Here is a 20566-nt window from a genome sequence, read left to right as displayed (position 1 = left end):
GCTTGGCGTTATGTCAAAATATCAGCGATGAGATTGCTTTTTGGTTGTTTTAGAAATGAAATAATGAGCTCAAATATTGATGAATGAAACGGGAGATTTAAATTGAAAATATTAATTCCAGATGACTATCAAAAAGCTACCCTAACATTACAGTCTATTACAAAATTAATGAAATCGCATGAAGTGCTTGTTATAAATAATTTAGCTAAAGAATGTGATTTAGAAGATAAGCTCAAAGAGATAGATATTCTTATCTTAATCAGAGAGCGGACCATGGTTGATAGAAATCTTCTCCTGAAACTGCCAAATTTAAAATTAATCTGCCAAACAGGCCCCATAGGTTCACATATTGATATAGAAGCTTGTAGAGACTTAGGAATTGAAATATTAGACGGTGGTGGAGATCCAACTTCTGCTGCTGAATTTGCGTGGCTCTTAATTATGTCTGCGCGTAGAAAACTCTGTAAATCTGTGTCTGATATGAAAAAAGGACGATGGCAAACAACATTTGGCAACCAAATGAAAGGGGCTACTCTTGGAATATTCGGGTTTGGGCGTATTGGTAAAATGGTTGCTCAATATGCTCAAGCTTTTGGCATGTCCATTTTGGTTTATGGGAGCGAACGTTCAACGCAAGAAGCAAAAAATTTAGGTTATCATTTTACGCATTCAAAAGATGAATTTTTTACACGTCCTGACATTATATCCGTACATTTACGTTTAAGCGATAAAACCAGAGAAATCATTCAATTAGATGACCTATTGAGCATGAAACCTCATGCTATTTTTGTCAACACAGCGCGTTCAGCTTTGGTTGAAAAAGGGGCGATAGAAAAAATACTAAGTTTGGAAAATTCAACTTACTTTGCACTGGATGTTTATGACAGCGAGCCGGTATATGAGAGCAAATTATTGCAATCAGATAGAGTTCTTTGCACACCGCATCTGGGCTATGTGACTGAAGAAAGCTTTGAGAATTATTTTGAAAAAGCTTGCCAAAATATAGCGTCTTTTATGAAGAGCGCTTAATGCCGGATGAGCCAATGTTTGTAAAATTTATCTTATATCGCTAGCGTATCAAATTTGCACGACACATAATAGCTTATTTCCTTAAATTAAGCATATTCCTTAGCTTTCATATTAAGACCAATCGTATTGACAGATTTTTATGTAATCAGCATAAAATACCTAATTTATTGTTGCAAGCATTATTAAAAAAAGGCTACTTTATTGGAATACACTTTAATTGGAGGGGGCATAGTGAGCAATAATAAATTTATAGAAAAAAATTATTATAGATGGATTATATTGCTTGTTGCCACTATCGCTCAAGCATCAGCTTGCTTCTTTGTTCAAGGGATTGGTCCTTTAGCTGAATTTTTTAAGAAGGATTTCTCGCTTAGTGACTCTCAGATAGGTTTGCTGTCTTCAGCAGCGCAATTCCTACCTATTATTGGGTTACTTGTAGCTGGCGAATTACTAGACAAGTTTAACGAGCGCTATATTGTTGGAGTTGGAGCGGTCGGTGTTTCTGTCGCTCTTTTGTTGGGAGCAATCGCAGATAACTATATTTCCCTTTTGGTCTGTTTGCTAATTGTAGGGGGATTTTATAGTTCTGCTCAACCCGGTGGCGCTAAATCTGTTTCTTCATGGTTTCCACAATCGCAGCGCGGATTTGCAATGGGAATAAAGCAGACGAGGCTACCATTAGGTGGGGGACATTAGCTGGGATAGTTCTTCCTGCTAGTGCGCTTGTCTATGGCATACAAGGTGCGTTTTTGGTCAGTGCCATAGTTTCTTTTTTAGGTGGATGTATATTATTATTTTTTATCACTCACCAGCAAAAGTTGTAGCTCTCGTTCCAGAAAGTAAGGCAAGAGTTTCGTTCCATGCAAAGGTATTGTCTCGTCTTGCGATGTTGGCTGCGCCATATATGCCGTATATGAAGAATATTATTTTTTCAGGCGTTTCACTTGTGATAGTTTAATATGTTTTAACCATTTTTATAATGATTTATTTTTATAGAATCTATCACCTGTCTTTAGATAAAAGTGCTTATTTGTTCTTTGTTTCACAGGCTTCTGGTGCCTTAGGAAGAATTATTTTAGCAGCGTGGAGTGATCATTGTAGAAAAGGACGATTTTTTCCTGTCTTCTTTTGCATGATTGCAGTCGTTTTTGGATTTTTAATATTAATTTTGGGTATTAGTGGATCGATAATTTATTTAACTATTTTATCTGCTTGGTTAGGTTTTTTTGGATTAGGATGGTATGGCCCTTGAGTTGCTTATATTGTAGACTCTTCGTCGAAAGAAAGCGTTGGACTTTCTCTGGGTTTAGCAATGTATGTAAATCAAATCGCAATTATTACTGCTCCACCATTATTTGGATTAATCCAAGATTTTACAGACACTTATTTACTAACATGGCTAATTTTAATTTTAATTATTATTTTTTCACTTTTCTTAATAAGAAAGTAGGGAAAAATAATTGGGGAGGAAATTATAATGATAAATGAAAATACTTTTGAGTTGAGCAATGGCGAAAGAGACAAACTTTGGGAGGCTTTAGACCATGTTATTTATGATCCATACGGTGGTATTGAATATTCGGTTAAGCTAAAAAAAAATAGCATTTTCGCTGCTACCCCATAGAATATTGACAATTCTTATGAATCAAAAGATGTCTATTACCCCTAGAGCATATTTAAGCTTTGAAAACCTTCCAATTGATAGACAAATTAATACGTCACCTAATCCTTATAATTTAGATGCGTCTTGTAAAAGTGGCTATATTAGCGAAAATTTAATTATGATGTTTTCTTTATTAATCGGAGAGCCTTATTCAATTAAATTTGAAGGCGAACATATAGTAAACAACCTAGTTCCTTTAGAGGATAATAAAAAAGATTATACAGGATTAGGATCTGAAGTTGAGTTAGATTTTCATATAGAAAATACTGCACTAAAATTTATAACGAGTTTAAATTTATCTCCTAAAGGGATATTTTTCTGGTGTTCGCAATGATGTTGATGGCCCGTTAACGAGAATATCTGGTGCACATCTAGCTTTAAAACTTTTAAGTGAGAAGGATTTGAGTAGCTTAAGGGATAATTTATATATAATTAATTTTTTCTATAGAGGAGAAATTGGGTAACCTCTACAAGTAAAGTGCCTCCTAGTTCGAGAGGACGGTGAATTCCCAGATATCAGCGCTGTTTTTTATCTGGGCATGTTAGAGCCACAGTCAAAAAAAGCTAAGGAAGCTTTAAATCATTTTTATGAAGCTATGAAGACTGTATCTTTTGGAATTGATGTACAACTAGGAAGATTATTATACATTGATAACAGAATGGCTCTACACTCTGGAGGTAAATTTTTTGGATCATTTGATAGTTATGAAAATCCAATGCGGTGGATTCAAAGAGTGTTTGTGTCTGCAGATTTATGGAATCATAAATATGTAGAACAAATAAAAGAAAGAATATTTGATTTTCAATGTTAATGTCCTGATAATGATACGATGTTGAGTATTATTCCGGTTTATATATATTGACTACACATCTCATATGTATGGATTTCCCCCGCATAATCAGGTGAGATTACTACCTGATTATAAGCTATGGTGGCCAATTGATTTTCTATGGCTGCGTTTGATCTTTGTTATATTTGCCCTTCCTTTCAAGCCGCTAGGGGGATTTTCCTATCAATCCCTTGAAAGAGCGATTTGGAGTAATTTCATAATGCGAAACCAAAACATAGTGACAAACTTTTCTATTGTTTTCACAAGTATGACGGTTTGCATGGTTGCCCCCTTCAAGCACGGTGGCTTTTTTCTTGCACAATGGAATCTTTCATATATGAGACAACATAATTAATTTATAACAGACAATTCAATATATTATCTAAAAAATGCAACGAAATAGCTATTAATGTGAACATATGAATTAAAAAAACAAACATCGCATACAAATAATAATACACCCCATGTCTTTAAACAAAGAATGAAAATCATAAAATGAGCTCTAAGGATAATAGGAACTCTCCACAAAGAAGAGACAGAGATGAAGACTCCAAAGACTTCATCACCATCCTTTACTATTTTGTTAACATATTCATTTTATACAAGAATCTTTCCCTCGGAAGAAACAGCATTTGCAACAGCTTCCTCGCTTGCCTCATCGGGTAATAACATCTCATTATGAGCACATCCCGATGGGATCATAGGAAAACAGTTTTCTAAATGATAAACACGACAATCGAAAAGAACTGGCTTATCACAGTCAATCATCTGCTGAATTTTATTATCAAGTTCATCGGGTTTTGAACAATGAATTCCCACGGCTCCATAAGCTTGTGCCAATTTCACAAAGTCAGGCATAGATTCCGTATAAGAATGAGAAAGACGATTACCATGTAGCAATTGCTGCCACTGGCGAACCATCCCCATATACTGATTATTTAAAATAAAAATTTTCACTGGTGTATCATGCTGAATAGCTGTTGCAAGTTCTTGAATATTCATCTGAATGGAGGCATCACCAGAAATACACACAACAAGCGCATCAGGATGTGCTATTTGAACACCGATAGCCGCCGGAAGACCATACCCCATCGTTCCAAGACCACCAGAAGTCATCCAATGTTTTGGTTCATCAAAATGATAATACTGTGCTGCCCACATCTGATGCTGTCCGACATCCGTTGTGATATAAGCACATGCATCTTTAGTAAGAGCATAAAGTCGTTCAAGAGCATATTGTGGCATGATAACATCTTTTTTTTCCATATATGCCAATGAATTACGAGCTTTCCAGCGATTAATTTGCGTCCACCACGCCTCACGGACTTCACTGTTAAACGCTGGTTTCTGTATCTTTAAGAGTTGCGTCATATCTCCTAAAACACAAGCCACATCACCAATAAGGGGCACTTTCACTTTTACGATCTTATTAATAGAAGAAGGATCAATATCAATATGGATAATACGCGCATGAGGTGCAAATGCATCCAATCGCCCTGTGATACGATCATCAAAGCGCGCACCAACAGCCAACATAACATCACAATCATGCATGGCCATATTAGCCTCATAGGTTCCATGCATCCCAAGCATTCCAAGCCAATTTTTGCCAGAAGCGGGATAAGCACCAAGCCCCATGAGCGTTGATGTAATCGGAAAATCACCCAGTTGAACTAAATCGCGCAAAAGCTTTACAGCTTCCATCCCTGATGAAATAACACCACCACCAGAATAAATAACAGGACGCTTTGCTTCTACTAAGAGAGAAACAGCCTCTTCAATAGCCTGCGCATTCCCTTTCGGCTTTGAATAAGAACGCATAAATGTCGGCGCTTGAGGTGCTCTATAAATTCCTGAAGCAAATTGAACATCCTTAGGAATATCAATCAAAACCGGTCCAGGACGACCTGATTGAGCAAGAGAAAAAGCTTCATGAATAATAGCCGCAAGATCATTGACGTTTTTAACCAGCCAATTACGCTTCGTACAGGGCTTTGTAATTCCAACCGTATCAGCTTCTTGAAAGCCATTTGTTCCGATGATCGTTGTCGCTACCTGACCAGAAAAACAAACAAGAGGTATAGAATCCATAAGAGCATCTTGCAAAGGTGTAACAGCATTCGTTGCGCCTGGACCAGAAGTCACAAGCATAACGCCTACCTTTCCAGTACTGCGTGCATAACCTTCAGCAGCATGCCCTGCAGCTTGTTCATGGCGCACCAAAATATGCTGGAGTGTATCTTGGTGATAGAGCACATCAAAAATAGGCAGAACAGCCCCACCAGGATAACCAAAAATATGTTTAACCCCTTGATCTATAAGAGCCTGAATCACTATTTCAGCCCCCGACATTATTTTTCCATCTGCACTCTCTTGCTTTCTTGGATCATTTCTCATTTTTCCCACTCACCTACTTGATAGGACAATAAAAAAGCCCCTAACGGAGCCCATAAAAAAAGACCCCAAAGGAGCCCATTACACAACACATACTGTATGATCACCCCCATTATTCCAACGTATAAAATATATAAAAATTTCCTTGTAGAAAGATTTCTAATTCCATTGATACCATTCGTCAATAAAAAATTATATTTTCTAAAAAATTCTTTTTCACGAATTATCTTTTATCTTTCGATAAGTTTCTTTGCAAAGCTCTAGCTCTTTTATCAAAAAGTAAGCATCCATTCTTCATCAAATTGATTACGAAACCATGTCATTTGTCTTTTTGCGTATCTCCTCGTTTGTGTTTTCACCGCTTCAAGAGCATTCTCAAAGCTTCTATATCCATCCAAATAAGCCATAAATTCAGGTATACCAATAGCCTTCATTGCTGGTAATGAAGGGGAAAGCTTAAGATTCTTCATAATCATCACCTCTTCTAAAGCTCCTCTTTCAATCATAGAATCCAAGCGTTTATGAATACGTTCATAAAGCAGAAGACGTGGTGGCATGAGAAGAATTTTTTCGATGAAATTCGGCGCTATGAGAGGTGTTGTTTTTTGTTTCTGCCACCAACTGAGCGTCTTACCGGTTGCATCATAAACTTCCAAAGCACGGACAATACGTTGACCATCGTGCGAAGAAATTTTTTCAGCAACAACAGCATCAATCTGCAACAACTGGCGATAAAGATTTGCAACGCCCTCTTTATCAAGCCGAAGTCGCCACTTCTGCCGCACAACATCTGGAACATGAGGGATTTCCGAAATCCCCTCTAAAAGAGCACGAAAATAAAGTCCTGTTCCACCAACAAAAATAACTGATCTTAAAGAAAAAGTAGCCAATAGCTTCTCGACATCACACAACCATTGCCCTACTGAATAATTCAAAGTAGGACTCACATGACCATAAAGATAATGTGGAACAATCGCAGTATCAGCCTCTGTAGGCCGTGCCGTTAAAATATTTAAAACATCATAAACCTGCATTGAATCAGTGTTAATAATGAGAGCATTTTTTTCTTGAGCCATTTTCAAGGCAAGTTCTGACTTCCCACTTGCCGTTGGTCCCGCTATTAATGTAACTGTTCTCTGTGTCATGAATAGCAATTTCTCCCAATCAATAACTTATTGCAACACACAGCCCCCAAAGCCCCCTATGAAACTTATAAAAAAAGAAAAAATTGACTTAATAACGACACCAAAGGAATTTCCAAGCATTTTTGCTATCATAATTCAATAATAAATTACAGCCATAATCATTCTGTCCGTTAGTCCATTAAAAATAAACATATTCTTTGTCATCATTTATGAAAATAATACTGAGCTTAACCTATACAATCAAACAGCTTTATTTTTTCCTATAAAAACAGCATGTTACTCTGGTTTATAATAAGAGATTCAGAAATTGTCTTCTGTACGCTCTCTTTCTTATAACTATTTTTTCATCCATCACCAAGAAAGGTATAAATATATATAACTAATTTAGTCTAATATCATTTTTCTCTAGGATAACTTTTTTCAAAATGAAGTAAAAAAACGTTCTCTATAGCACACAAAGTACAATCACAAAGTTCTAAAAGTCTCACTAAAGAAAACATGATTTATAATAATTGCACCCTTTATTTATAATAGTTGAGCGTTTTGCAACCTGAATAAGAGCTCCCAATATCATAAGATTTTCTCATTTTTATCCTTCTCATAAAGTGCCATATCAATACCATTCACTTGTGCATCAAAAGCAGAGATAAAAATTTGACTTAAACACAAGACATAGATCTTTTATGCAGCACTTCAAAGCCTAGGCTGTTGCAATATTGGGAACTAGCAAATCTATTATGGTACCAACTTGTACTTTTATTTAATGCAAAAATAGAGCTGCCCAACGGATTTTATATTATACAATCCATGCCTTTTTGTCATGAAATGAGCTTGAGAAATATTGGACATCACATGGTTGAGCTACAAAGTAGCCACATACCAAGGCTGATAAAAAACAAAAAATTAATTTTTAAGCCTCAATCCATTGGGGTATCAATCCATTAGGAGCGTTAGGAACCGTAACTCTCCATCTGGACGCGCTACGATGAATAGAGCATTTTTGCGTCCAGCTTCACGTAATTTATGAATACGTTTTTTAGCCTCATCGATTGTTGTGATAGCACTCTGATTAATATCAATAATGACTTCACCAACGCGAATACGCTTTTTATCCGCTGCGCTATTTTGTGCAACAGATGTTACCACTAGTCCTCGAAGTTTATCTGAAATTGAATAACGATGACGCAAATCCTCTGTCAATTCAGATAGCGTCATTCCCATAAATTGCATTGTCACGCTTTTCGACAGATCATTGTCTTTTTTATCATCAACTTCTTCTTCTATATCTTCATTTGCATCTGTTTCAATCAAACGTCCAAGCTTAACTTTTACTGTTTTTTCTTGCCCATTCCGTAAAACAGTAACATCCACCACTTTTCCTTCTGAACTTTCTGCAACTAAACGCGGCAAATCACGTGCATGCTTAATTTTTGCATTACCAAAGGAAAGAATAACATCTCCAGTTTGTAACTGGCTATTATCTACATTATTTTCTTCCGTCTGTTCTATTTTACCAGCCACTAATGCTCCTACAGCATTGTCCAATTTTAAACTTTTTGCAATATCCTCTGTTACCGGCTGAATACGAATAGCCAACCAACCACGCCTTATTTCTCCAAAATCACGCAATTGATTAATAACAGCAAGGGCCATATCCGATGGAATAGCAAACCCAATACCGATAGATCCTCCAGAAGGTGAAACAATTGCTGTATTAATGCCAATGACTTCACCATTTCTATCAAATAACGGACCACCAGAATTGCCCCGATTAATTGCTGCATCTGTTTGAATAAAATTATCATAGGGACCAGCATTAAGATCACGGTTACGTGCAGAAATAATACCAACCGTTACACTTCCACCAAAACCATAAGGATTACCAATAGCCATAACCCAGTCACCAATACGTGCTTTTTCTGAGTCACCAAAACGCACAGCTTTTAATTTTTTACGTCCCGCATCCACTTGAAGTAGTGCCAAATCAGTTTTGCTATCCTTGCCAAGAAGCTTCGCCTTGAGTTTTGTACCATCTGTAAAATTAACTTCAATATCATCAGCATCAACAATAACATGATAATTTGTAACAATAATCCCTTTTTGCGCATCAATCACAAAACCAGACCCCAAAGAACGCACCTTTTGAAATTGACTATTTTTTTGACCATCTTTGGGTGTAAAAAAATCATTAAAATATTCCTCCAGCAATGAATCTTTGGGAATAACGGGTACCGAAGTATTTTCATCCTGTTCGGTTCCTTCAACAGTCTGTGCCGTAGAAATATTCACAACCGTCTCCAAAAGCTCAGAAGCTAAATCAGGAACAGAAAGCAATGTCTTGTTTGTCTCTGCGCTCCAAGACAAATTCACTGATCCTGATAAAAACAAAACCACACACAAAACAACTCTTGTGATAAAAGACTTCAAAAACGTATTTCTACTCACGATACTTCTATCCATGACATGCCTTTAACCAAAGCTGAAAAGAGCCCCACTAAATTTATCTATGTAAAACCAGCACGGCTCGATACTCTCTACGACTTTTATCATAAAAGAAAATGGTCACAGATCATTCTTTTCATGCAAAATCTCGTATCTGCAATCCATTATTTTATCTATTCTCTCCCGATTTTGAATCCGTTTTACTGAGGCCAGTATTCATTGTCGGTAAGAATGATTTATTTGCCTGCGGCGGATTACGAAAATAGAAAAAGAAATCCTCATTTGGTGAAATCACCATCGGAGTATGCTCTAAATTCTTGTATTGTTCCATCGCCAACCAAAAATCGTAAAAAGATGGATTAGCCTCCCTCGCATTCAATAAAAGACGAATACTTTCAGCCTGACCTTCACCACGGGTAATTTCAGCATCACGCTTTGCAGCTGCTACGATTTCTTCATATTCACGATTAGCTTCTGCCACAATACGATCTCGCTCCTGCTGACCACGAGCACGGATATTTTCCGCAGCAGCTTCACGTTCAGCTGCCATTTGCCGATAAACATCTTCTGAAACAGCATCCGTCAAATCGGTTTTACGAATACGCACATCAACAATGGTAATACCCAACGAACCTGCATCTACAGAAAACTGCTTCTGTACTTCAGCCATCATCGCACCTCGTTCATCCGATAAGGCTGCTTTAAATTCTCGCTTGCCATAAACAGCACGTAAAGCGTCAATAAACCGTGGTGCAAGGTTTTCACGTGCCGCAATTTGTGGACGCCCAGAAGCAATGCGCTGTAAAAACAACTTAGGATCTGTAATACGGTAAATAAAGAACGCATCCACCTCATAATACGCACCACCACGAACCTGTACAGATTGTGTAGGAACATCGTAACGCAACAACCGATTATCCACAATGATGATCTTATCTATAAAGGGCGCCTTGAAATAGATTCCAGGGTTAGATTCTACCTGAACAATTTGTCCAAAACGCTTAATTGCTACTTGTTGACGAGGATAGACGATAAAAACGGACATCCACAAAATCATCAAAACAAACACTATAGCACTAAAAACAAACAAAAAACGAGATTGCTGCATAATTAATATCCTCCAGAAATGCGAGAATCCGAAAGCGATGCAGGACGCGCTGATGTTGCCTTCAATTTTTCTGATGAATTGCTACGCAACAATTCGTTCAAAGGTAAATAGGGCACCGCTGGAGAATTTGCCTGATCAAAAACCAACTTATTTGGTGAAGAAAGAATACGCCCCATCGTTTCCATATAGAGACGGTAGCGAGCAGCTTCTGGTGAAATCGCAGCCTCACGAGCTATCGCCTGAAAACGTTCCGCACGCCCTGTTGCCTCTTCAACCATTTGTGCCTTTTCACCTTTTGCGATTTCTCGTGTGCGTGAAGCTTCACCATTTGCTAAACCAATTTTCGTAAAACGCACACGATTCCCCTCTTCAATCATTCTTCCACGTTCCTGCTCCGCCTGCTGAACAGAATTAAACGCAGCAGCAACCTTTGTTGGAGGAGCAGCTTCACTGATAGACACACGGCTTATTTCAACACCAAGTTGATATTTATCTACAGTCAACTGAATAATCTTTCTGACGTCATTAGCAACTTCTTCTTTCTTGTCACGTAAAACATCATCAACCGGCCGCGAACCAATGACCTCACGCATTGCACTCTCAGCAACTTGGCGAACTGTTCCTTCTTGATCATTCACATTGAATAAAAACTGACTAGGGTATGAAATGCGATAGTAAACGGAAAAATTAACATTAACAATGTTCTGATCACTTGAAAGCATTAAGCCATCACTTTGTTGCGCCTGACCAGGCTTCCCACCAATCGCAATTGTTTTTTCCGTTAAAGGTACTTTCATATAGGTCTCAATTGGCCAAAAATGAAAATGCAAGCCATCACCAATAATGCCTTCTTTAGGGATGCCAAAGCGCAACTCTACCGCTTGTTCATTTTGCTGAACAATATAAATTGACTGGTATAGCCAAAAAAACACAATAAGCAGAAGGAATAAAACAGAAAAACTGCTTCTCCCGAATTGTTTAAACTGATCCTGCCCTTTGCGCAAAATATCATTAAGATTAGGACCATTTTCGCCACCATTACCGCCACCAGAACCAAAGAGATTCTTAGCTGGTGTTTTTTTGTCACCACTGTTTTTATCGCCACTCCACGGGCCACCACCATTTTGATTTGTCCAGGGCATTATCACCTCTTTAACTGACTACCACTCATTCAAATACCAACCATTCACTTAGATCTTATAGGGATTCTCTTATCTCATTACAATACAACTGACAGGTTCTTTTCACTTATGATTATTTCCGCTCATAAACCACAAAACGTGTCGGATGACTATCTTTTTCTCCTTTTGGAATATCTTGTGTTTCTACAATAGTCCATTTTTCTTTATCAAAAACAGGAAAAAAACTATCCCCTTCTATAGAAGCTAAAACTTCTGTAAGGAATATTTTATCAGCCATATGCAACCCTTGTTGAAAAATTTCACCACCCCCAATAATAAAAACTGCATCTGCACCATTTTGAGAAGCCACACTTTTTGCGATAGAACAGGCTTGCGACAAAGAATGAGCAATAACAGCGCCTTCAGCCGTGAATGCACAATTACGGGTAATAACAATATTTGTACGCCCTGGTAAAGGACGCCCAAGAGAATCCCATGTTTTTCGCCCCATAATAATGGGGTTACCAAAAGTCAAAGCTTTAAAGCGTTGCAAATCCGTGGATAAATGCCAAGGCATCGCACCTTCACGACCTATAACACCATTTTCTGCAACAGCTGCAATTAAACAAACTGGAAAAGTCATACTGCTACCGGTGCCTTAATATGTGGCTGCGCTTCATAATTAAGCAATTCAAAATCCTCAAATTTAAAAGAAAAAAGATCTGTTACCGCTGAATTTATAAGCATCAACGGCAAAGCATTTGGTATACGAGACAGCTGGTATCTCGCCTGTTCAAAATGGTTAGAATAAAGATGAGCGTCACCCAGAGTATGAATAAAGTCTCCCGCTTTAAGTCCGCTTACTTGGGCAATCATCATCGTCAACAACGCATAGGAAGCAATATTAAACGGAACACCTAAGAAAATATCTGCTGAACGCTGATAAAGCTGACAGGATAGCTTCCCATCAGCAACATAAAATTGAAAAAAACAATGACAAGGAGGCAAAGCCATCTCCTCTATCAGTGCGGGGTTCCAAGCAGATACAATTAAGCGACGAGAATCAGGCGTTTCTTTAATCATCGTCAAAAGATGACTGATTTGATCAATCTGCCGTCCATCGGGAGCAGGCCAAGAGCGCCACTGATAACCATAAACAGGACCAAGGTTCCCTTTCTCATCAGCCCACTCATCCCAAATTGACACACCATGTTCCTTCAACCATGCAATATTTGTATCACCCCTCAAAAACCACAAAAGCTCATAAATGATCGAGCGCAAATGCAATTTCTTCGTTGTTAACAGAGGAAAGCCAGCTTGCAAATCAAACCGCATTTGATACCCAAAAATTGATCGTGTCCCCACACCGGTTCGATCTGTACGATCAATGCCGTTATTTAAAACATGCGATAAAAGATCAAGATAGATTTTCATATAAATATTATGGTTGATTCTTAACGTTACAGGAAATAGAAACTTCAAAATTTATAAAAATACAATTCAAAAAAATCCTCCTCCCAAACATCTTTTATAGGAAATCATTATTATACGATTGCATTTTGATGAATCAAATCGTAAATAAATTTTAAAAGAAACAAGTTAGGTATGATCATAAAAGGGATAAATTTATGGAGAATGAACCAACTTTAGCACCACATGATACAAGAAAACGTATCTGGGCTATCGTGTCCAGTGCATCAGGTAATCTAGTAGAATGGTATGACTTTTATGTTTATTCCTTTACGTCCATTTACTTTGCATCACAATTTTTTCCCTCAGATGGCAATGTCGTTACACAACTTTTAAAAGCGGCTGGTGTCTTTGCTATTGGTTTTCTTATGCGCCCAATCGGCGGATGGCTTTTTGGCTTCATTGCCGATCGTTACGGACGCAAACGCTCAATGCTTATCTCAGTTTTTATGATGTGTGGTGGTTCGTTCTTAATCGCCCTACTCCCTACCTATGAAACCATTGGAGTAGCAGCAGGAATTCTTCTACTTTTACTCAGAATGCTTCAAGGGCTTTCTGTCGGTGGTGAATATGGTACAACAGCAACTTATATGAGTGAAATCGCCCTCAAAAATCGCCGAGGATTTTTTAGCTCTTTCCAATACACCACACTGATTGGTGGTCAACTTCTAGCCAGTCTTGTTATATTCATTTTAGCGCTTTATCTCACTGAAGATCAGCTAAAAGCATGGGGCTGGCGTATCCCATTTGCCATTGGTGGACTAGGAGCAATTGTTGCGATTTATCTACGCCGCACGCTCCATGAGACAACGACCAAAGAAAGTCGTTCTAATGCACAAGCTGGTAGTATTAGGGGACTCTTGAGCAACCACCGAAAAGCTTTTTTTCTAGTTATCGGCTTTACCGCTGGAGGATCGCTCACATTCTACACCTATACGACTTACATGCAGAAATATCTGATTACAACCACCGGCTTTGATAAACATACAGCCACAACTGTGATGACTGCTGCACTCTTTGTTTTCATGTTACTTCAACCTGCATTTGGTTTTATGGCTGATAAAATTGGAACAAGAACTTCACTCCTTATTTGGAGTGTCTTATCTATTATCTTTACCATTCCCGGACTTAATGTGATTGGTAGTACTGATAGTACATGGATTGCTTTATCAGTCATTATTGGAATGCTATGCATTATGAGCTTTTATACATCCATCTCTGGCATTGTAAAATCAGAAATGTTTCCCGCTTCAGTACGAGCAATAGGAGTTGGGCTCTCTTATGCTATTGCCAACGCACTGTTTGGCGGTTCTGCTGAATATGTCGCGCTTGGATTAAAAGATCTTGGATATGAATCTGTCTTCTATTTTTATATAACCGGCATGATGATTATTGCATTCATTTCTGTTCTCTTAATGCCAGATGCCCGGAAAGAGGGTTATCTTCAAGGTGATAGTATCCATTAAATTTTCTAAACTAAATCAAGAATCCCGATTTTTCGGGCTTCTTGATTATGATAATACTGTAAAATCAATTTATAGACATGCCTTTCATATCATAAACATCTCTCGTGTCATAAAGGAGAGATATCCTCTTCTTTGATATAAACCATGATGAATAAAGTACCTCATGCCATGACCCTATATTTTTCATGATACCAATAAATCCAGTACACTTAGCTTTAAAACATCAAATCTGCTTTAATTAATATCCTCTTTTCTTTATCAAAAATAAGCAAAACATCGTTTCCTTATTTGTCTAATAATGGACATTAAAGCGCATCTATTATCACCAATCAATCATCTCTCAACCCCCCTTTCTGATCTGAATGATCGATGACACCGTTAAAGATACAATAAAAATCTAAACATATCCTCCTATAAATATGAGCACTGTTTTTGTTCTATGACAAAAATAAAAACTGGAAACATCATGAAAATAAGCCGCTTCCACCCCCTCTTTTTTTAAGAAACATCTTTTAAGAAACATCGCAATACAATTGAATTTTTATGGCTTAAACTGTAAACAACTTTAAAGAGAAGAAAAGTTATAGATCTAAAAGGGGAATACTTCATGAATAATCAAACAACTTTAGATCCACATGATACAAGGAAACGTATTTTTGCTATCATATCCAGTGCATCAGGAAATCTGGTAGAATGGTACGACTTTTATGCTTACTCCTTTGCATCGGTTTATTTTGCATCACAATTTTTTCCTGAAGATGAAGATATCGTTACACAACTTTTAAAAACTGCAGGAATCTTTTTTATTGGCTTTCTTATGCGTCCAATTGGAGCATGGCTCTTTGGATTCATTGCGGATCGTTATGGACGTAAACGCTCAATGCTTATTTCTGTTTTTATGATGTGTGGTGGCTCTTTTCTCATTGCCATACTTCCCACTTATAAAACCTTGGGAATAACAGCAGCATTCCTCCTCCTTTTAGTCCGCATGTTTCAAGGACTTTCCGTTGGCGGTGAATATGGTACAGCAGCAACTTATATGAGCGAAGTTGCACCCAAAAATCGTCGTGGGCTCTTTGCATCTTTTCAATATGCAACAACGATCACAGGTCAACTTCTCGCAAGTTTTATAATATTTATTTTATCCCTTTACCTTACGGAAGATCAGTTAAAAGCGTGGGGCTGGCGTATTCCTTTTGTCATTGGTGGCTTTGGAGCAATTGTTGCAATTTATCTGCGTAGTTTGCTCCATGAAACAACAACCCACAAAAGCCGCTCTGAACAAAATGCTGGTAGTCTTAGAGAACTTTTTCGCAATCATAAAAAAGCTTTCTTTTTGGTTGTTGGCTTTACAGCTGGTGGATCACTCACATTTTATACATACACCACTTATATGCAAAAATATCTGATCACAACCACGGGCTTTGATAAACAAACCGCAACAACGATAATGACTGCCGCCCTCTTTATTTTTGTGCTACTCCAACCCCTTTTTGGTTCCATAGCCGATAAAATTGGAGCAAGAGCTTCACTCATTAGTTGGAGTACTTTATCCATTATCTGCACCATTCCTGTACTTAAAATGATTGGGAATGCCCATAATGCATGGGCAGCACTCTTAATCATCATTGGAATACTCTGTGTTATGAGCTTTTATACGTCCATTGCTGGTATCATAAAAGCAGAATTGTTCCCAGCCTCAATCCGCGCAATTGGTGTTGGATTTGCTTTTGCCATTGGGAATGCACTATTTGGCGGTTCTGCTGAATATGTAGCGCTTGGATTAAAAAATATGGGATACGAATCTGTTTTCTTTTTTTACATAGTTGGTATGATGGTCATTGCACTCATCTCTATTCTCCTTATGCCCGATATAGATAAAGGAGGATATCTCGATAAAGACAATAAACTTCATTAAACTTATTTTCTGGATAAAAAAGCCCAAGAAATTGGGCTTTTTTTGATCTCCTCTCCACCCTAATAAAGAACGAAAAGTCCGCCCCGCATTCGTCTTATAAACAACACAGTTTCTCTTAAATTGTCTATAGTTACTGCCTTCTTTATGTAATTTACTTGATAAGATTCTATAGGCAAGCCCTATCCTAAATATTTATCACGATATCTAAAAAACACCTTATACGGAAAACCTTATCTGAGCCTTACCTCACCCTCATAAATGATGATGTGTTATGATACAACAAGATAAGTAAGGACACAAAAATGCCCTTTTACATTATTTAAGCTTTATACAATGTCTTCAGTTTTTAGGCTTTCTGCTCATAAAGACCATCTCTTCTATGATCTTCCCGTATGCCAATAATTGCATTCTTCTCATAAAGTTTAAAGGTATCTTGATCTACTTTTCAATGTTCTCTCCCTTTAAATGCAACGTGATAACTTTTTATTCTATAACACAAGTAAAAATCTTAAAACGAATGACAACCTGACTCTAATAAATCATCTTAAAGAGTTTCCCTAAGAATTATTATAATACAATTGAATTTTTCTGGAAATCATAAACAATTAGGTTTAGAAAATATAAACTATAAATACAAAAGGGGAACAATTCATGAAAAATGAAACAACTTCAGCATCACAGGATGCAAGAAAACGCGTTTTTGCTATTATAGCAAGCGCATCAGGAAATCTCGTAGAATGGTATGATTTTTACGTTTACTCATTTGCATCGATTTATTTTGCATCACAATTCTTTCCCTCCGATGGTGATACGATTACGCCACTGTTAAAAACCGCGGGTGTTTTTTTTATTGGCTTTCTTATGCGCCCTATTGGAGCTTGGTTTTTAGGATTTGTCGCCGATCGTTATGGACGTAAACGCTCGATGCTTATATCCATTTTTATGATGTGTGGTGGCTCTTTTTTCATCGCCATACTTCCCACCTATGAAACCTTAGGAATAACATCAGCAATCCTTTTACTTTTAGCTCGGATGATGCAAGGACTTTCAGCGGGTGGTGAATATGGTACAGCAGCCACTTATATGAGCGAAGTTGCCCTCAAAAAACATCGTGGGCTTTTTGCTTCTTTCCAATCTGCCACCCTTATTACAGGTCAACTTCTTGCTAGCTTCATTATATTTATTCTAGCATCTTATCTCTCTGAAGATCAGTTAAAAGCATGGGGATGGCGCATTCCTTTTGTGATTGGTGGTTTCGGGGCAGTGATTGCGATTTATCTGCGTCGTTCTCTCCACGAAACAACCACGAAAGAAAGCCGCTCTCACAAACACTCTGGCAGTCTTAAGGAACTTCTCACCAAGCATACAAAAGCCGTTGTCGTAATTGCATGCTTTGCATCAGGAGGATCACTCACATTTTACACCTTTACAACTTATATGCAAAAATATCTGATCACAACCACCGGCTTTGATAAACATACCGCAACAACGATTATGACAGCTGTACTATTTATTTTTATCCTATTCCAACCCATAGCTGGTATCATAGCCGATAAAATTGGAACAAAAACTTTACTTATCATTTGGAGTATACTCTCTGTCATCTTTACATTTCCTGGACTCTGGATAATCGGTAATACGCATAGTATATGGGTTGCCTTTTCCGTCATTATTGGCTTGCTCTTCATTATGAGCATGTATACATCCATCTCTGGTGTCGTAAAATCAGCAATGTTTCCCTCTTCAATACGCGCATTAGGCGTTAGCATCTCTCATGCCATTGGCAACGCCTTATTTGGTGGTTCTGCTGAATACGTTGCGCTTGGATTAAAAAAGTATGGTCATGAATCACTCTTTTATTTTTATATAACCGTTGTGATGATCATGGCATTCATTGCTCTTCTCTTTGTCCCGAGTATGCGTAAAGGGGGATACCTCCAAGAGGATGAAAAACATTAAACCTTTTTATCAACGAAAAAGCCCAAGAAGTTGGGCTTTTTTATCATTATCACAAATTTAATATTGTTTAAATTTTATGAAGTGCATTAAGGTGCTTAGCAACTAGATAATAAAAAGTCATACGACTTTTTCTACGCTCTCCAGACATCATTTCAGCCACTTTTGACACAGCCATTTTAGCCCTCTGCTCATCGGCGCCTAATACATCTTGAACCCATTTTTCGACGCGTTCTAACTCTTTTGGATCCGATGTAGCAACAAGTGATGCATCTTGTTTTTTCATCACTAAAGCTAAACGACGGCTAAGTCGTTCTATTGCTGCTTCATCGGGATTTGAATCATATAGTTTAATATCTGCTAGATTATTTGTCATTTTGCATCATCTCCTCTCCAAAAATCAGCGGACTATACTTTACAGCCGCGTCATATAGCTCCATAAATAATTAGAGCATTAAAAATATTAACAACCCCCCCTTTTCCTAAGACTGTTCTTCATCTATATTTAAAGAGCTGGTTTACCAGCTATGGTAATAAATGGACAATGAAATAAACTCATTGGACCCGGGGGCGGTACCCGGCGCCTCCACCAAAATATAAGAGGCCAAAATTATATTTTGGTGGGGGCGAAATAGGATCGACAAGGGCGTAAAGATTGCTCTTTTACTCGGCATAGTACCACCGTTATCGGACTAAATGAGTAGTTGCAAATGACAACTATGCGGAAGCACGTCTCGCTGCTTAATGCAGTGCGAATGTTTCAATTTAAGTCTTAAACCATCGCAGGTTTAAGCGGGGTTCGGAGGCACCTGGCAACAGAAGCCTTCACTTTTTTAAATGTTATTGATTGATCTTTCAGACATTATCAGACATTATTTACCATAGAGTTTCGTATTTATTCGATTTATTGAGGTGCATCGTAGACAAAATATTGCTAATTTTAAAACGTATTCTATCACACAATATCAATACGCCCCGTTCTGCTACGTGAAATAAAAGGAATAAACTTCGATGGTTAAAGATCAAATCCGTTACGATATTCTCGTTCAGGATGCGCTTCGTGGAGTTATCCGTAAAGTTTTATCGGAAGTTAGCAAAGCAGGTCTTCCGGGAAATCATCATTTTTTTATAACTTTTTTGACGAATGCCCCAGGCGTTAAAATTTCTCCTCGGCTAAAAAATCGCTATCCCGAGCAAATGACAATCGTTTTACAACATCAGTTTAGAGATCTCAGTGTTTCAGAAACAGCTTTCGAAGTAACCCTCTCCTTCAGGGAAATAAACGAAAAGCTCGTGATTCCTTTTACTTCCATTCAGGTCTTTTATGATCCTATAGCAGCATTTGAAGCAGCATTTGATCTGCCCTCAAATCCTGCCTCTGGAGAAAGTGAAAATTCAGAAAATACCTCAACTACGCCCATTACCTTATCAAACACACAAAAAAAAGAAAATACGCTTACAAAAGAACAAAATTTCAGTACAAATAAAGAATCTTCAAATAACGATACAAAACAAAGTGCTGATGTTGTCTCTTTAGACTCTTTTCGGAAAAAGTAAATTTTTTCATGACTGAATTGATTAATCTTCGCCAATTTCGAAAACAAAAAAAACGTACAGAAAAATCTCTTCGTGCTGAGCAAAATCGTTATCGTTTTGGACGAACAAAAACTGAAAAATTTTTTGAGCAACAAAAATCTTTAAAAACGCAAAAATTTCTTGATCAAAATCGTTTACGAAACGACGAATAAAGGTGGAAAAATGCACGAAAATAATTCTATCGATTGGTCAAAAGTCATTCCACGAAAGATATCTGTTCGCGTTGATGGACACGCAACAAGCGTCTCTTTAGAACCACCATTTTTAGATATTCTAAAAGATATAGCCCGCAAAAAAGGACAATCTTTAGCCTTTATTATCACTGATATTGATAGCAAAAGACCACAACAAGTCAATCTTTCGGCTTCCTTACGCGTTTATGCCCTTCAAAGCGTTCTCACCCAACGCCTTTAATGTTTATGCTTATT

Annotated in this window: 20 protein-coding genes and 1 other RNA gene; 13 read left to right on the top strand and 8 right to left on the bottom strand. The window is 37.6% G+C overall.

What is annotated here, in order from left to right:
* Nucleotides 1-102: 102 nt before the first annotated feature.
* The 6 genes from ACFIKJ_RS04870 to ACFIKJ_RS04845 all read left to right on the top strand — a co-directional run bounded on the left by ACFIKJ_RS04870 (nucleotide 103) and on the right by ACFIKJ_RS04845 (nucleotide 3504).
* Nucleotides 103-1029: a D-2-hydroxyacid dehydrogenase family protein gene (locus ACFIKJ_RS04870; RefSeq protein ID WP_375627117.1), complete on the top strand. Its 927-nt coding sequence runs from the start codon at nucleotides 103-105 to the stop codon at nucleotides 1027-1029.
* 231 nt (nucleotides 1030-1260) lie between these two features.
* A complete protein-coding gene (locus ACFIKJ_RS04865) occupies nucleotides 1261-1725 on the top strand; it encodes an MFS transporter (RefSeq protein WP_375670314.1) in 465 nt (154 codons plus the stop codon).
* A 334-nt stretch (nucleotides 1726-2059) separates the two neighbouring features.
* Nucleotides 2060-2281 carry a hypothetical protein gene (locus tag ACFIKJ_RS04860; protein ID WP_375648639.1) on the top strand — a complete coding sequence of 74 codons (222 nt, stop codon included), beginning with the start codon at nucleotides 2060-2062 and terminating at the stop codon, nucleotides 2279-2281.
* Between the two features lie 225 nt (nucleotides 2282-2506).
* Nucleotides 2507-2653, top strand: coding sequence for a hypothetical protein (locus ACFIKJ_RS04855; protein WP_375670313.1), 147 nt, complete (start codon nucleotides 2507-2509; stop codon nucleotides 2651-2653).
* Nucleotides 2654-2681: 28 nt separating this feature from the next.
* Nucleotides 2682-3026: a hypothetical protein gene (locus ACFIKJ_RS04850; protein ID WP_375670312.1), complete on the top strand. Its 345-nt coding sequence runs from the start codon at nucleotides 2682-2684 to the stop codon at nucleotides 3024-3026.
* Nucleotides 3027-3231: 205 nt separating this feature from the next.
* Nucleotides 3232-3504 carry a hypothetical protein gene (locus ACFIKJ_RS04845; protein WP_375627113.1) on the top strand — a complete coding sequence of 91 codons (273 nt, stop codon included), beginning with the start codon at nucleotides 3232-3234 and terminating at the stop codon, nucleotides 3502-3504.
* 615 nt (nucleotides 3505-4119) lie between these two features.
* On the opposite strand, the gene ACFIKJ_RS04840 is transcribed toward ACFIKJ_RS04845, so the two are convergent.
* The 7 genes from ACFIKJ_RS04840 to ACFIKJ_RS04810 form a co-directional block, all read right to left on the bottom strand.
* Nucleotides 4120-5919: an acetolactate synthase 3 large subunit gene (locus tag ACFIKJ_RS04840; RefSeq protein WP_375627111.1), complete on the bottom strand. Its 1800-nt coding sequence runs from the start codon at nucleotides 5917-5919 to the stop codon at nucleotides 4120-4122.
* A gap of 269 nt (nucleotides 5920-6188) precedes the next feature.
* Complete coding sequence (miaA, locus tag ACFIKJ_RS04835; protein ID WP_375651859.1) at nucleotides 6189-7061, bottom strand: tRNA (adenosine(37)-N6)-dimethylallyltransferase MiaA; 873 nt, start codon at nucleotides 7059-7061, stop codon at nucleotides 6189-6191.
* 933 nt (nucleotides 7062-7994) lie between these two features.
* Nucleotides 7995-9521, bottom strand: a complete 1527-nt coding sequence (locus tag ACFIKJ_RS04830) for a Do family serine endopeptidase (RefSeq protein WP_375627107.1) — start codon at nucleotides 9519-9521, stop codon at nucleotides 7995-7997.
* Nucleotides 9522-9672: 151 nt separating this feature from the next.
* Nucleotides 9673-10611, bottom strand: coding sequence for a protease modulator HflC (hflC, locus tag ACFIKJ_RS04825; RefSeq protein WP_375627105.1), 939 nt, complete (start codon nucleotides 10609-10611; stop codon nucleotides 9673-9675).
* Nucleotides 10612-10613: 2 nt separating this feature from the next.
* Nucleotides 10614-11753 (bottom strand): FtsH protease activity modulator HflK, encoded by a 1140-nt coding sequence (gene hflK / locus ACFIKJ_RS04820; protein ID WP_375626085.1) that lies wholly within the window; start codon nucleotides 11751-11753, stop codon nucleotides 10614-10616.
* A 112-nt stretch (nucleotides 11754-11865) separates the two neighbouring features.
* A complete protein-coding gene (locus tag ACFIKJ_RS04815; protein WP_375651861.1) occupies nucleotides 11866-12375 on the bottom strand; it encodes a dihydrofolate reductase in 510 nt (169 codons plus the stop codon).
* Entirely contained in the window at nucleotides 12372-13166 is a 795-nt protein-coding gene (locus ACFIKJ_RS04810; RefSeq protein ID WP_375627102.1) for a thymidylate synthase, read from the bottom strand. Before ACFIKJ_RS04810 ends, ACFIKJ_RS04815 begins: the two co-directional genes overlap by 4 nt.
* A gap of 194 nt (nucleotides 13167-13360) precedes the next feature.
* Here ACFIKJ_RS04810 and ACFIKJ_RS04805 point away from each other — a divergent pair, with 194 nt between their 5' ends.
* From ACFIKJ_RS04805 to ACFIKJ_RS04795, 3 genes are all read left to right on the top strand, one after another.
* Nucleotides 13361-14668 (top strand): MFS family transporter, encoded by a 1308-nt coding sequence (locus ACFIKJ_RS04805; protein WP_375626091.1) that lies wholly within the window; start codon nucleotides 13361-13363, stop codon nucleotides 14666-14668.
* Nucleotides 14669-15275: 607 nt separating this feature from the next.
* Nucleotides 15276-16586 (top strand): MFS family transporter, encoded by a 1311-nt coding sequence (locus ACFIKJ_RS04800; RefSeq protein ID WP_375626092.1) that lies wholly within the window; start codon nucleotides 15276-15278, stop codon nucleotides 16584-16586.
* Nucleotides 16587-17237: 651 nt separating this feature from the next.
* A complete protein-coding gene (locus tag ACFIKJ_RS04795) occupies nucleotides 17238-18545 on the top strand; it encodes an MFS transporter (protein ID WP_273790760.1) in 1308 nt (435 codons plus the stop codon).
* 67 nt (nucleotides 18546-18612) lie between these two features.
* Here the strand turns inward: ACFIKJ_RS04795 and ACFIKJ_RS04790 are convergent, their stop codons facing one another.
* Nucleotides 18613-18918: a DUF2853 family protein gene (locus tag ACFIKJ_RS04790; protein ID WP_375670311.1), complete on the bottom strand. Its 306-nt coding sequence runs from the start codon at nucleotides 18916-18918 to the stop codon at nucleotides 18613-18615.
* A gap of 97 nt (nucleotides 18919-19015) precedes the next feature.
* Here ACFIKJ_RS04790 and ssrA point away from each other — a divergent pair.
* From ssrA to ACFIKJ_RS04770, 4 genes are all read left to right on the top strand, one after another.
* Nucleotides 19016-19372: a transfer-messenger RNA gene (ssrA, locus tag ACFIKJ_RS04785) on the top strand.
* 181 nt (nucleotides 19373-19553) lie between these two features.
* On the top strand, nucleotides 19554-20099 hold the full coding sequence (locus tag ACFIKJ_RS04780) for an SspB family protein (protein ID WP_375648164.1): 546 nt from the start codon (nucleotides 19554-19556) through the stop codon (nucleotides 20097-20099).
* Nucleotides 20100-20107: 8 nt separating this feature from the next.
* Nucleotides 20108-20290: a DUF4169 family protein gene (locus ACFIKJ_RS04775; RefSeq protein ID WP_273788068.1), complete on the top strand. Its 183-nt coding sequence runs from the start codon at nucleotides 20108-20110 to the stop codon at nucleotides 20288-20290.
* Between the two features lie 10 nt (nucleotides 20291-20300).
* A complete protein-coding gene (locus ACFIKJ_RS04770; RefSeq protein ID WP_273788067.1) occupies nucleotides 20301-20552 on the top strand; it encodes a ribbon-helix-helix domain-containing protein in 252 nt (83 codons plus the stop codon).
* Nucleotides 20553-20566: the final 14 nt, after the last annotated feature.

It is taken from the genome of Bartonella sp. PS7NMGDW, assembly GCF_042193585.1.
Classification (GTDB): Bacteria; Pseudomonadota; Alphaproteobacteria; order Rhizobiales; family Rhizobiaceae; genus Bartonella; species Bartonella grahamii.
Note: the sequence above shows the minus strand (reverse complement) of the source record. Positions and strands in the feature narration are given on the sequence as shown.

Bases quoted from the DNA above. Each gene is read 5' to 3' on its own strand.
- ACFIKJ_RS04830 (WP_375627107.1), bottom strand. From the start codon at position 9,521: ATGGATAGAAGTATCGTGAGTAGAAATACGTTTTTGAAGTCTTTTATC.
- hflC (WP_375627105.1), bottom strand. From the start codon at position 10,611: ATGCAGCAATCTCGTTTTTTGTTTGTTTTTAGTGCTATAGTGTTTGTT.
- ACFIKJ_RS04810 (WP_375627102.1), bottom strand. From the start codon at position 13,166: ATGAAAATCTATCTTGATCTTTTATCGCATGTTTTAAATAACGGCATT.
- ACFIKJ_RS04795 (WP_273790760.1), top strand. From the start codon at position 17,238: ATGAAAAATGAAACAACTTCAGCATCACAGGATGCAAGAAAACGCGTT.
- ACFIKJ_RS04815 (WP_375651861.1), bottom strand. From the start codon at position 12,375: ATGACTTTTCCAGTTTGTTTAATTGCAGCTGTTGCAGAAAATGGTGTT.
- ACFIKJ_RS04840 (WP_375627111.1), bottom strand. From the start codon at position 5,919: ATGAGAAATGATCCAAGAAAGCAAGAGAGTGCAGATGGAAAAATAATG.
- ACFIKJ_RS04770 (WP_273788067.1), top strand. From the start codon at position 20,301: ATGCACGAAAATAATTCTATCGATTGGTCAAAAGTCATTCCACGAAAG.
- ACFIKJ_RS04855 (WP_375670313.1), top strand. From the start codon at position 2,507: ATGATAAATGAAAATACTTTTGAGTTGAGCAATGGCGAAAGAGACAAA.
- ACFIKJ_RS04790 (WP_375670311.1), bottom strand. From the start codon at position 18,918: ATGACAAATAATCTAGCAGATATTAAACTATATGATTCAAATCCCGAT.
- hflK (WP_375626085.1), bottom strand. From the start codon at position 11,753: ATGCCCTGGACAAATCAAAATGGTGGTGGCCCGTGGAGTGGCGATAAA.
- ACFIKJ_RS04805 (WP_375626091.1), top strand. From the start codon at position 13,361: ATGGAGAATGAACCAACTTTAGCACCACATGATACAAGAAAACGTATC.
- miaA (WP_375651859.1), bottom strand. From the start codon at position 7,061: ATGACACAGAGAACAGTTACATTAATAGCGGGACCAACGGCAAGTGGG.
- ACFIKJ_RS04800 (WP_375626092.1), top strand. From the start codon at position 15,276: ATGAATAATCAAACAACTTTAGATCCACATGATACAAGGAAACGTATT.
- ACFIKJ_RS04780 (WP_375648164.1), top strand. From the start codon at position 19,554: ATGGTTAAAGATCAAATCCGTTACGATATTCTCGTTCAGGATGCGCTT.
- ACFIKJ_RS04775 (WP_273788068.1), top strand. From the start codon at position 20,108: ATGACTGAATTGATTAATCTTCGCCAATTTCGAAAACAAAAAAAACGT.
- ACFIKJ_RS04845 (WP_375627113.1), top strand. From the start codon at position 3,232: ATGTTAGAGCCACAGTCAAAAAAAGCTAAGGAAGCTTTAAATCATTTT.
- ACFIKJ_RS04850 (WP_375670312.1), top strand. From the start codon at position 2,682: ATGTCTATTACCCCTAGAGCATATTTAAGCTTTGAAAACCTTCCAATT.